The sequence below is a fragment of the Microvirga vignae genome (assembly GCF_001017175.1).
Classification (GTDB): domain Bacteria; phylum Pseudomonadota; class Alphaproteobacteria; order Rhizobiales; family Beijerinckiaceae; genus Microvirga; species Microvirga vignae.
Genome location: NZ_LCYG01000112.1, coordinates 1051 through 12805, shown reverse-complemented (window position 1 = coordinate 12805; position 11755 = coordinate 1051). Strand labels below are relative to the sequence as shown.

Below are 11755 nucleotides of genomic sequence, written 5' to 3'. Positions count from 1 at the left end.
CCCAGTCCGCGACGGTTTTTTAACACATCGCGCTCCATGCGCGTGCGATCGAGCTCACGCCGGAGCCGCGCGATCTCCGCCGCCTGATCGGCTGGTGAGGTCACGGGCACTGGACTCGTTAGGGCTGGGCTGGACGCAGCTCTGGATCGGGGCACAGCCCCATGAGCAATGGCGCGCCAGTTCCTCAGCATGGAGGGGGAGATCCCCAGCTCGGTCGCAATCTGCATCAGGGGACGGCCGCTGCTCTCCAGCAGGGCGATGGCCTCTCGCTTGAACTCGGGTGTGAATTCCCGCCTCGTCTTTGTCATCAAACACCTTCCCGCTCCCGCAGAAGCGTATCAGAGGTGTCCGTCAAAGCGAGGGAAGATCACTGTCGCTCGACACCATCCATCGGACACTCGTCCGCCATGGCGAGCAGGTGCTGAAGCGACCGCGGCGGTGGCGCAAGGGAACACGCCGCTACAGCCGTCCGATTCCGGGCGATCGCGTCCAGATGGATGTCTGCAAGATCACGCCCGGCGTTTATCAGTACACGGCGATCGACGATTGCAGCCGCTACAAGGTCCCCGGCGTCTACAGCCGCGCCACGGGCGCCAACACCCTGGATTTTCTGGAGCGTCTGATTGAGGAGATGCCGTTCCCGATCCAGCGCATCCAAACGGATCGCGGGCGCGAGTTCTTTGCCGAGGCGGTTCAGCAGCGCCTGATGGACTGGGCCATCAAGTTTCGGCCGATCCCGCCCAGATCTCCCCATCTGAACGGCAAGGTCGAACGGACGCAGCGGACGGATCGGGAGGAGTTCTGGGACACGGTTGATCCCAGAAATCCGAAGATCGAGGCGAAGCTGTCGGAGTGGCAGCATCACTGGAACTGGCATCGACCCCATACCGCCTTGGGCGGTCAGCCGCCCATCGACCGCATCTGTGAACTCCTCGATCAGACGCCGCTGGGTGAAGCCGTTGAGGCAAGCTACGACGTCAGTCGAGAGCGCATCAGGATCGCCAATCACCGGCTCGATCCCGCATTGGCTCAACTGAAATGATGTGCCCAGACCCTACAACGACATCAACGATGGCCAAACCCGTGCCTTTACTCTGGCTGGCATCGCGATGCTCCGCGAGATCATCAAGGATCAGATCGGCCAGACCAACTCCAAGCTGTCCGGCGCCTGATCCTTCACCCTGCGGCCCTCACCGCATGCTTACCGTCGATCTTGTCGTGATCGATCTCCATGCGCCCACTTTACCACGCCATGACCGGAGATTCCGCGGCCCTCAGCGGATGCGTATGGCGAACCAGCATCAGCGGAAGATTATTTGTTATACGTTCGAGACGCGAGCTGACGCTCCTCAGGGTAGAGATCTGCATGCAGCTTTTGCGCGCAAGAAACAGCAGATGATAAATCGCAGAATTCGTTGACCCTGGTAACATCGCTTGTTATTTCACTCACCAATATACACTTGCTAATATGTAACGACTTGATCTGGCGCTCCGCCAAGATGCCAAGAGCAACGTCCGCATCTTGGCTCAAGTAAATTGGACCTCCCACGCCCTGACCCGAATCTACCCACGTGATGTCGAGTTCCTCTAGCACGCGTAGTGCTGCTAGCCATTCGGAACGATCATTGAAGTCCAACCTCGTCGCCGACTGATCGACGATAACTGTGGCAACATCTCCTGTAGCGGCTACATGCGTTCCGACCACTTCCCGCGGTCGCAACGATTTACAGGCAATCACTATGCCGCGGCTAGAGGCGTACTCAAGCGCCCCATAGTGAAGCACTTTGGCTCCATGGCGCGCCATACGGCTGACGCATGTATGAGAAATCTCAGGGACCAATCTGGCTCCCTTTACCAGATGCGGGTCCGCCGTGTAGATGCCGCACACGTCCGAGTAAATTTCACAAGAACCGCACCCAACGATATCAGCAGCTATCACAGCGGTTAAATCCGAGCTGTTACGGCCGAGCATTGAGATGCGCCCGCTTCTATCTACACCCTGAGCGCCGGCAACTATTACAACTTGGCTAGTCTCCAACGCATTGCGAAGTGGCGATCTATTAATGGCTTCAATAGATGCGCGGTTGAACCCAGAGGACACCCGAACACCTAGCGAGTAGCCAAACAGTGACGATACTGCAACCGAATGCTGCTCCAATGCAGCTTCAAGTAGGCCAACAGAAACGACTTCGCCGGATGTGAGAACAGCATCGAGGGCGGCACGACCACATCGCTCATTCACGGATAGTGCTAGCTGCTTTAGAGAATCAGTAACGCCGTACATCGCGCTGACTATAACGACAATTCGACCTGCATCTGTAGACAGGCGCCTCACAATATGTGAGGCGATAAAGTTATAGTCCTCCGCATCACGAAAGGAGGAGCCGCCGAACTTTAGAATTCTAACAGTCATAGTGAAATAGCCTCATCTCGATACCAGCAGCGCTGCAATTTGCTCAATCCGTCGCCGCCCTAATCTTGATACCCTTGCGGCATATTTAAGCTTCCAACCTTCCCCGTGCACCCACCAAGGCTGACAGTACGGTCAGGTCCAGGTGACGCTAGTGCCAAGGACAACCGGCGCTTTAAGCCGAGACGCGGGCTATGACCTCGCCTCTTCATATTCGGCCATACGCGTAGACGGACAGAGATGCATGCGTAACTCAGAGTAAGAGCCTACCAAGGTTTGTAGGATTACTGTTTCCTGCTGCCGGCAAAATTAACTGAACTGCTCTAGGAGCCACGCGTCGTGCAACAAAGGTCATTGAGGAGACGCACCGTCGCGAGTTGCGGCAGCGGGGCGAAGTAGGCCTGATCGGGTGTCCTCCGGTCAAGGCTCGAATGGGGCCTCCGGCCATTGTAAAGGGTCAGATAGCGGCCAATCAAAGCACGTGCCTCGGCGACACTGTCGTAGGCCCTCAGATAGACCTCCTCGTCTTTGATGCTGCGCCAGAGCCGCTCGACAAACACATTGTCGCGCCAAGCCCGCTTGCCATCCTTATGCTGATCGCGATCTCGTTCTTGAGGAGCACCTTGGTGAAGTCGCGGCTGGTGAACTGGCTGCTTTGATCGGTGTTGACGATCTCAGATCGGCCATAGCGGGCGATGGCCTCTTCCAGCGCCTCGATAAAGGCTGCCTCCAGAGTAATCGACAGCCGCCAGGCGGGCACCCGCCGGCTGAGCCACTGGCCGCCACATCGCGCAAGTGATCCAGTCCTGGCCGTTGCAAGCTGGCGCCGCTGTAGCCGTCGTCGCGGAAGACGTAGTCGGCCAGCAGCTCCCAGTGCTGGGCGTGCGCATGAGCGCGCAGGCACTCGAGTTGGCTCTCAAGCGACTGACTGTCGGTCTGACGCTGGGTCGACACGCGCACATAGGCCGCTGCGATCGGCATGGTGGTTCTCCTGTGGCCTGGGCCTTTCGCCCCGATTGCAGCTTGGCCGTACTGGCGCGCCCTCCACGAGCAGCCGATAGGCTTTGTCCCAGCGCGTCTGCGCACTCGGGCCGTCGGTCCAGCATCGCCTGATTGTCCACTGACGCTGGTGCATGATGGCCTCCGCAAGGGGCTGATCCCTCGCAGAGACAAACCGCAGCCGCTGGCCGACGCCGGCGCGGGACCGAGCTGCCATGCAGGCTCAGACGGCCATGGCGAACCCAGCAAAATTTGTCGTTTGTGAATTTACCATCCTGGATGGCTTCTGGATCCACCGTGTTCTGCGACGCGAGGGCACCGAGAGCTATGTCGTGGATCCTGCTTCGATCGCCGTATCGCGCCGGCGATGGCGGGCCAAGACCGACCGCATCGATGGCGAAGCCCTGGTGCGAACGCTCATGGCCTACAAGCGCGAAGAGCCCCGCGTGTGCGCCATGGCCCAGGCGCCAAATCCGCAAGAAGAAGATCGTCGCCGCTTGGTCCGTGAACGCAAGACGCTGATGGTCGAACGGGTCGCACACGTCAATCGGATCAAGGGATTGCTCTTTGCGCGGGGGATTACCGACTATGAACCCCTGCGCGGCAACCGACGGAAGCGGCTTGAACAGCTCATGACAGGAGATGGTCGGCCTCTCCCGGATCACCTGAAGAGGCAGATCAGCCGTGAACTCGATCGGCTTGAGCTGATCCTCCAACAGATCAGTACCGTCGACGCTGAACGGGATGCCCTGTTCGCCGCAGCGGGAGAGGACGAGACGTTGCCCTCACCGGCAGCGATCTTGATGAGCTTGAAAGGCATCGGCACCGAGTTTGCGGGCGTTCTTTGGCTCGAGGGTCTTTTCCGCCATTTCGACAATCGACGGCAGATCGCGTCTTATGCCGGATTGGCACCCACGCCTTGGCAGAGCGGATCCATCGACCGGGAACAAGGCGTCTCGAAAGCCGGCAATCCGCGCCTGCGAACCACCATGATCCAGCTGGCCTGGCTCTGGCTGAGACACCAGCCGCAATCGGCCCTGGCCACTTGGTTCCGCCAGCGGGTTGAGCTCAACGCTGGCCGGATCCGACGGGTGATGATTGCGCGATGGCGCGGAAGCTCCTGATCAGTCTGTGGCGGTACGTCACTCTTGGAATTCTCCCCGAAGGCGCTGCCTTGCGATCCGCATAGGCAACGGACCTCGTTCTTTCAATCCGCAAGACCTGATCAGTCTTGCAGGATCCAGGCGGACGAACCGCAGATATGTAGGGCTAAATGCCGAGGTGCAGAATGGTCGCGTCCACCTGAGCCCTCCCGACGCATGCGGGATATTGGTGCGGCCGCGAGAAGCGGCGACCGGATGTGAGTTTCCAGCGGCGACGGCGCCGTTGTGCAACTGGCTCAGACCTTGGGTCCTCAACTCCAGCGATGAGGCAAATATGACCTGTTAGAAATGATGGCTTGATCGAGAATTCCCCATGTGGGTCATGTCTCAGGCCTGAGGATGCGGCCACCATCATGCCGCGGGCCGGTATGGAGATGCGCGGATCAAGTGCAAATCGACACACGCGAGCTCAAGGCTCGTAAACCAGTCTTGCGTTTCTTGACCCCGATCTGACCGATCAGTTTGCCCTTACCGTTCTTTGACCTCCCCACACGTCCGAGAGCCCGGTGCGATGACGCTTGACCCAGCGATCAAGCCGCCGACGCAGCCGGATTCTTAACATCCTCGTTCTTTGTCAGCATGGCCCAAGCAGCCCGGGCCATTTTATTGGCCAAGGCGATGGCAACAACCATGCGAGGCTTGCGGGGCAGCATGCGCGCGAGCCAGGAGCCTGCCGGCGCCCCCTTGCGGCTTGCCCATCGAATGAGCGTCATGGCGCCGATGATGAGCAGCCGTCGGATATCGCGCTGCCCCATCTTGGATACGCGCCCCAAGACCTGCTTGCCGCCGGTCGAATACTGCCGCGGCACCAGGCCGAGCCAGGCCGCAAAGTCGCGCCCGCACTTGAAGGTCTCCATTGGCGGCGCGAACGTCTCGATGGCCGTCGCCGTGACAGGCCCGATCCCGGGCATGGTCATAAGCCGGGAGGTTGTCTTCGCCTGCTTTGCGTCCTGCAAGATCCGCTTCTCAAAGTCATCGATCTTGCAGTTCAGCTGTCCGATCTGCTCGAAATAGAGACACCCGAGCTCGACGACGAGTGGATCGAGCGAAGGCTCCACATCGGCGATAGCCTCGGCCAGCGCCTTGATGGTCGTCGCTCCCTGTGGGGCGATGACGCCGTGTTCGGCGAGGTGCCCTCGCAGCGCGTTGATCGTCTGGGTACGCTGCCGCACCAGAAGATCGCGTGTTTTGAACGCCATGGCACGAGCCTGCTGCTGTTCGTTCTTGATGGCGACAAAGCGCATTGTCGGCCGCATTGCCGCCTCGGCGATCGCTTCGGCGTCGGCCGCGTCATTCTTCTGCCGTTTTACATAGGGCTTGACATAGTTTGGCGGGACGAGCCGCACTTCGTGGCCGAGATCACGGATCGCACGGCCTCACTCATGCGCTGAGGCGTAGGCCTCCATGGCGACGATGCAAGTCGGCATCTTGCGAAGAAGGGGAGAAGCTGCGAACGAGATAGCTTCTTGCGAAAGGCAACGCTGCCGTCGGCGCGGGCACCGTGAACCTGAAATGTCCGCTTTGCCAGATCCCAGCCGATGATGGTAACTTGTTCCATGGATGCCCTCTCTCTGCTTCTGATGACTCCGATCACCACCTTGGCACACTGCGATGCCGTCGGGAGGGGGGATCCACTCCATCAACAAACGGCGCCTGCTCGACCCCATCGGCAACGTCCCACCCGCCGAAGCGGAAGGCGCCTACTATGCCCAGCTTGAGGTCATGCCGATGGCCGCGTAAATCCAAGCCAATCAGTCTCCGGAAAACTCGGCGCGGTTCAACCCGGTGCAGTGAGAATGGGTGCCTTGGCATTCGACTGGTGGACACGTTCTGGTACGAGATCCTGGGAGCGAGCTTTGGCCCCACGGGACTGTTCTGCATTGAATTCACATGGCATCCGACTTGCGAGGCCGCGCAGTCGAAGACGTTTGGTGCGTGGGAACAGCTTCCCGGCGCAGCGAAGCCCATTTATGCGTGCCCAAGCGGCATATTTCTTGTCCCGCTGATGGGGCTGATACAGGTCCAGGTCCTCCGGCCCTATGTCGTTTCCAAGAGTGAGAAATCCGGCAGCTTCCGCGTCCTGCACTAGCTCTAGTCCTTCCGGAGTACGAATGATCAGGGCATTCGTCCCGGGATCGTCGTCTTCAATTGTCGGGCTGGGCGCTCCGCCCGGCCACGTATCCGAGACCGCGATATCCGCTCCTTCGCCTATGCCATCGGGGCAGATTTTGCATCTGAAGTGCATCGGCCAGGTTTTGCCATCGGTGTTGAGGAAATCCGTATAGCGTTTGTTGACCGTCTTGCCATCGGCGGTGATTATTGTGGTCGGTCCGGGGCAACCGCGCCCCCTGTATCGCATCGCGACGACCTGTTCGGGATCGACGCCTGCCCGGACAATCATCCGGTCGATGTCGAGGGAAGGAGTCGGACCGCCACAGACAAAGGCCAAGCGAAACACAATCAGACGGCCTACTCTCTTATCGTATTCCGCCAGGTTGCCAATTGCCGAAACGTCGCAGGGCCTGCCGATAAAGGCGAATGGCTGATCCATCTCCAGAGCCTGAGCAAGGCTACTGAGTGGTGCGGTGGGCCCATAGCGAGACCCTGCGGCCTGCAAAACATCTGCTTCGGTAAAGCTCATCGTCGAAACGCCGAATGTTGGATTGCTGTCCGACGCTTTGACATGCAGGACAAAGGCAACTTTGCCACTCTTCAGCAACATCGCCGCCAGCGCAGTCAGCACGCCGCCGGTCGAGCCTTCCCATCGATGCAGCGGGTTACCCGCATAGGCATGCACCATCCCGAGGTACGGGCCCCAGACCAAATCTGTCTTTTCTCCATTGACAGGCGTTATTTGCAGCTCGGGTCCTTCGACCCGGAGCCCTGGGCAAATCCGTTCGACCTGGGCGAAATCATTGTTCGTCAGGGTTCCCACGACACAAGGACGCAATTCCTTGTGGTCCGACACCACCATCCCAATTTTGTGCGGTCCCATCAGACTGGCGCACAATCCGCAGGAAGTACACATGTGCTGATCGACGATCGCGCGGAAACGGTCTCCAGGTGTCATTGCTCGTATCCTTCTGGAGCTGTGGTCGGAATTGGGTGACGAGCCGTAAAGCCCCTGAGAGGGGAATGCAGACGTCAGCGTTCAATCCATCGCGGTTACCCTCGACATGAATGCCGGTCGGCAGCCCGTGCCGCCCCGCACCGAAGGGCTTCAAAATTCGTGCCAATTTGGCGGATCGGGCTGAATGAAAAACTTCGTGATTGCTTTCCAGCTATTTAGCCTGGGGCAAAACAAGAGATTGGCTAAACCAGCCTGTGTCGCGGACCCGACAAAGACGACAGAAGGTGTCGAATGGCGTTAACTGCGACCGCTATACCGTGGCCTCGCCGGAGAGCCGCAACGGCTGGAAATCCAGGATGCGGCTTTTATCGACATGAAACTCATCAGTCAGGCATGTGGTGATCTGTTTGGCAAGGTCGTGATCCGTACTGCGAGGCATCGCGTAAGTAGTCGGCCCTGAATAATGCGGCTGCACGCGGCTGGCGCTGGATTTCAGGCGACCTGAGAAGTATCCGGTTGCGCGGATGAGCTGACCAGGGCTGCAACGAACCCAGCAACAACAAGCCTGAGCCTGGTTCAGGATCAGTCTGAGATTGTGCCCGGCGGCCACGAGCAGCGCATTCATCGCGTCGCCGGCCGATCCCAAGAGGTGGTTGCGTCCCAGCCGCCCATCTGCCTTCATGTGCCCGATCATCGGCTCGATCGCGGACCGGCGTCTCAGCTCTCGTCTGATCGTCGGCGTCAGGCCACGCCGCTGCCGGGCAATGAAGACTCGCTCCTTCCTCACATAGTCATGCCCGCAATAGCCGCTGTCGACGTACAGGCGATCCGGCTCGACGCCCGACACGGCAATCACCTGATCCAGGGTCGCGGTGAGCGTATGGCCATCATACGGATTGCCCTCCAGCGCCTTGGACATGAGCACAAAGCCTTCCCGGTTGGTCACCGCCACAGCCGCTTTGGCGCCGAACTCGTACGGTGTGCTTTCCCTTTGGCGGTGCACACACCTCCGGCGCATGCAGGCCGTAGAGCTTGTTCTGGCTCGTGCGCTCCTGCACCAGCATTCTCTCTGTGAGGCCGAGCAGAGGAGCAAACCAGCGTGAGAGAACCTCATCCCCGGCAACTTTGCGGCTCACATCGCGGTAGACCCGCCCGAGATAGGTCTTCAGCCGCCTGAGTTCGCGGCCCATGCGCCGCATCTGCCGCGCATGGGCATAGCGACCCACCTGCACGGCTGCGCGTTTCGCCAGACAGGTGTGGGTCTGACGGAGCGCGAGGCCGCACTTCTTGGCCTGCCGCACCAGAGCCAATAGTGCCTTCAGGTCCAGCTTCGCGTCGGTGGGATGGGTGATGGCCTTCGACTACACGGTGGTGTCGACGCTGATCCGTTCCAGGCTCGTTGGCCGCACCGCGCCGCTCTCCAGTCTGGCCTGGATCGTGGCCGCCAGCAGCTTCTCCACTCCCTCGGGCCCGAGCCGCTTGCGCCAGTGCGCGAGCGATTGTGGATCGCACGGCAGCTCATGCTGGAAGTATTCGCAGCCACAGAACCACTGTTCGCGGTAGGGATGCCTGTTGCCAGGCACCCCCCGCACAGATCCGAACGTGCCCCATTCAGGCCTTCGGCTCCCACCTCGGGTGTGTGACGGCAAAGCGCTGGTCGGGCCAGGGATGAAGGATACGGGGCATCGGCAGCCATGCGTCGGCCATCGGCCGCATCCGTTGCCAGGTCATTCCGTCTTTCTGGCTCCGCCGGCGCAGCGTTCGGCGCCACGCCACCATCACCCGATGCCGGAACTTCTGTAACGATCGCATGTTGGTGGGCACCGCATGATAGGCGAAATAGCCAGACATCACCGACCTCAGCCATTTCCCTTGCTCGGGAATGGAAGCGTGCATGTGCTTCCACAGCCGGTCCTTGATCTCGCGCAATCTTTCCCGCATCCGGTCCGCCCTGATCCGGCGATGGAGCTGAAAGCGCCCCTGCCGTGACCTGCCGCAGATGAACACAAACCCGAGAAACTGGAACGTCTCCGGTTTGCCAGGGCCCCGTCGCTGCTGGAGTTCGCTCGCTACGCGAGCGAACTCCAGCAGCCGGGTCTTGTCCCCAGGAAGCTCGAGCCCAAACTGCTCGAACCTCTCGCGCATCGCGTCCCGGAGCCGCCGTGCGTCGCCTTCATGCTCGACGCCCACGATCACGTAGAGTAGGCGGCTAGCGAGTTACCGGTTCCGGCACTTTTCTATCCGCCCCTCTCGTTACCTTGCAGTACTTTTCCGGTGCCCTCTCCCCAAACCGGACATGAGGTAGAGTAGGGATGAAGCGCCTTGCCTCGTTGCTGAGGCAGGTTTCTCCACCCCTCTCTCCAAACCGGACGTGACCGTTTCCGTGTCATCCGGCTTTCCAGTGCTCATTGACGGCAGGATTGCTTTCGGCTGTTGCCATTGCGGCTTCCTCCGCAACCTCCGTCGAGCACCTGTGGCCCTTCGCCATGTGGACGGCTTTCCCGTCCTCGGACTACTACGACCGCTCCGTCGCCATAGGCCTCGCAGCCCGTAGACGATCCCGTGTCCGTGCGAGTCGAACGTCCGAGCGCGACGTAGGTCCCCCGTTCGTCCCCTCGAACGGCCTCGTTGGCCGTCGCTCGGCAGGATAGGGCAGCTAAAGGGAACTGCCCTATCCTGCCGACTGCGCCCTGACATGCCGTGGCGCAGGATGAGCTCTTCCATCGCTGGTGACTAGGGTTCAAGCAATCCATCCTTGACCATATCGCGCGGGCCTTGCAGGGCGTTGGGTTTGGCATGCCTGCTCCCGGTCGAGCATGAGGGCGACATCGTGCAGGGTCTGGAACAGCAGGCGGCGCACAAAGCACCGGAACCACCAGTACACGGTCTGCCATGCTCCGAACTCATGCGGCGGCATGCGCCAGCCGCAGCCGGTGCGGGCCAGATAGCGAATGGCATTGAGGATCTCGCGCAGGTTCACCTTAGCTTGCGGCCACGCCGGGCGGGCTGGGGCAGGATAGGCCTGATCTGCTCCCATTCCTCGTCGGTCAGGTCAGTGGGATAGCGCCGCCGCTCAAAGGCTTTCTGGCGCTCGCGATGTTCTTTGGTCCACATCCGGCTCATGTGGATTCGACATTACCCCAATCCGACCCACTGCGACATTCTCAAACAGGCTCTAAGGTATGGGCGTCGCCTTTTACAATTCGATAATTCCTAGGATTACGGCTTTTACAGCAGCACCCGTTCTACTAGAAGAACCCAATTTTCTCATTACGTTTTTTATGTGAAAATTGACAGTATGCTCGGATATTCCCAGAATACCTCCAATGTCCCAAGAAGATTTCCCTCTCGTTACCCACAGAATACATTCTTTTTCTCTTAGAGAGAGGTTAGGGGGGTCTTCAACGACACTCGAATTCGCGAATTTAGCGATCCTCAGATGAAAATGTAACGCAGCAAGTTGCAAGTAGGTGATTGTTCTATGTTGGATTTCTCGGTCCCAAGATTGAGCAAAGCTCATGATGGCAAAGTTGCCATTGGGGCCGTGCAATGGAACACTAAAGCCTGACCTTAAGCCGAACGTCGCAGCCTCGTCGAGAACGCGTCGCTCCATTTCAGTGGTGCTTACGTCATTGTACACCTCGCTCCAGCGAAAGGCGCCTGCTTGCTTCTGACCTCTCTTGATGATAGGGTCTATTCTGTCATAAGCCATTTCGAAATAGCGCCCCTGCCATCCATCAGGATAATTCATCAAGGCCGCTGGATCGAATCGGTCCGGATTCAAAATTGTTTGGTCGGGTGGAAGTGGACAATAGGCGATCCACGGGAAATCCAAATTGAGGGCAAAAGCAGATAACACGTCGAACAACGGCTCGGATTGGGCAACACCATCAGTCTGGTCGAGGAATCGGCCGAACTCGACCGCAAACGCCTCCCTGGTTACCGGCCTTCGAACTTGAGAGACCGCAGTCATCCGCGGGCATTCCATAGTTTCTCCGTTAATAGCCAATTGGGCGGTAAATTGTCATCCACGAACAAAACTCCCGCTTGTAAGAGACTGCGGCTCTGCGCACCGTCGTCGGCAGGCCGGCGTCGCCAGAGGCTATCAATCCG

Annotated in this window: 7 protein-coding genes and 7 pseudogenes; 4 read left to right on the top strand and 10 right to left on the bottom strand. The window is 59.4% G+C overall.

The features are described from left to right. Positions 1 to 308 (bottom strand): transposase (locus tag AA309_RS33745; RefSeq protein ID WP_150117822.1); only part of this gene is annotated, 308 nt, incomplete at its 3' end. A gap of 26 nt (positions 309 to 334) precedes the next feature. On the opposite strand from AA309_RS33745, the pseudogene AA309_RS28830 reads away from it, so the two are divergent. After that, a pseudogene (locus AA309_RS28830) lies at positions 335 to 1042 on the top strand (DDE-type integrase/transposase/recombinase); the annotation flags it as partial. Between the two features lies 1 nt (position 1043). Next, positions 1044 to 1172 carry a hypothetical protein gene (locus AA309_RS37345; RefSeq protein ID WP_280136939.1) on the top strand — a complete coding sequence of 43 codons (129 nt, stop codon included), beginning with the start codon at positions 1044 to 1046 and terminating at the stop codon, positions 1170 to 1172. A 140-nt stretch (positions 1173 to 1312) separates the two neighbouring features. Here AA309_RS37345 and AA309_RS28825 read toward each other — a convergent pair whose 3' ends face one another. The 3 genes and pseudogenes from AA309_RS28825 to AA309_RS37940 form a co-directional block, all read right to left on the bottom strand. Beyond that, positions 1313 to 2413 (bottom strand): amino acid kinase family protein, encoded by a 1101-nt coding sequence (locus AA309_RS28825; RefSeq protein WP_047192461.1) that lies wholly within the window; start codon positions 2411 to 2413, stop codon positions 1313 to 1315. Positions 2414 to 2733: 320 nt separating this feature from the next. After that, positions 2734 to 3185, bottom strand: a pseudogene (locus tag AA309_RS34790) (transposase); the annotation flags it as partial. A 59-nt stretch (positions 3186 to 3244) separates the two neighbouring features. After that, positions 3245 to 3391: pseudogene (locus AA309_RS37940) on the bottom strand (recombinase family protein); the annotation flags it as partial. 236 nt (positions 3392 to 3627) lie between these two features. Here AA309_RS37940 and AA309_RS28815 point away from each other — a divergent pair. Beyond that, positions 3628 to 4598: pseudogene (locus tag AA309_RS28815) on the top strand (IS110 family RNA-guided transposase); the annotation flags it as partial. A 504-nt stretch (positions 4599 to 5102) separates the two neighbouring features. Here AA309_RS28815 and AA309_RS28810 read toward each other — a convergent pair. Beyond that, positions 5103 to 6130 (bottom strand): annotated as a pseudogene (locus AA309_RS28810) (IS110 family RNA-guided transposase). A gap of 53 nt (positions 6131 to 6183) precedes the next feature. Between AA309_RS28810 and AA309_RS37340 the strand changes: the two are divergent. Further along, a complete protein-coding gene (locus AA309_RS37340) occupies positions 6184 to 6312 on the top strand; it encodes a hypothetical protein (protein WP_280136940.1) in 129 nt (42 codons plus the stop codon). 37 nt (positions 6313 to 6349) lie between these two features. Here the strand turns inward: AA309_RS37340 and AA309_RS28805 are convergent, their stop codons facing one another. The 5 genes and pseudogenes from AA309_RS28805 to AA309_RS28775 all read right to left on the bottom strand — a co-directional run bounded on the left by AA309_RS28805 (position 6350) and on the right by AA309_RS28775 (position 11615). Further along, the gene (locus AA309_RS28805) at positions 6350 to 7642 is read right to left on the bottom strand and encodes a Coenzyme F420 hydrogenase/dehydrogenase, beta subunit C-terminal domain (RefSeq protein WP_052955077.1); all 1293 of its coding nucleotides are present in this window, start codon (positions 7640 to 7642) and stop codon (positions 6350 to 6352) included. A 492-nt stretch (positions 7643 to 8134) separates the two neighbouring features. After that, positions 8135 to 9195, bottom strand: a pseudogene (locus AA309_RS36955) (IS5 family transposase); the annotation flags it as partial. Positions 9196 to 9253: 58 nt separating this feature from the next. Beyond that, entirely contained in the window at positions 9254 to 9838 is a 585-nt protein-coding gene (locus AA309_RS28785) for an RNA-dependent RNA polymerase family protein (protein ID WP_084731780.1), read from the bottom strand. A gap of 580 nt (positions 9839 to 10418) precedes the next feature. Then, positions 10419 to 10756 (bottom strand): annotated as a pseudogene (locus AA309_RS28780) (transposase); the annotation flags it as partial. Positions 10757 to 10838: 82 nt separating this feature from the next. Then, positions 10839 to 11615 carry a LuxR family transcriptional regulator gene (locus tag AA309_RS28775; protein WP_047192464.1) on the bottom strand — a complete coding sequence of 259 codons (777 nt, stop codon included), beginning with the start codon at positions 11613 to 11615 and terminating at the stop codon, positions 10839 to 10841. Positions 11616 to 11755 lie beyond the last annotated feature (140 nt).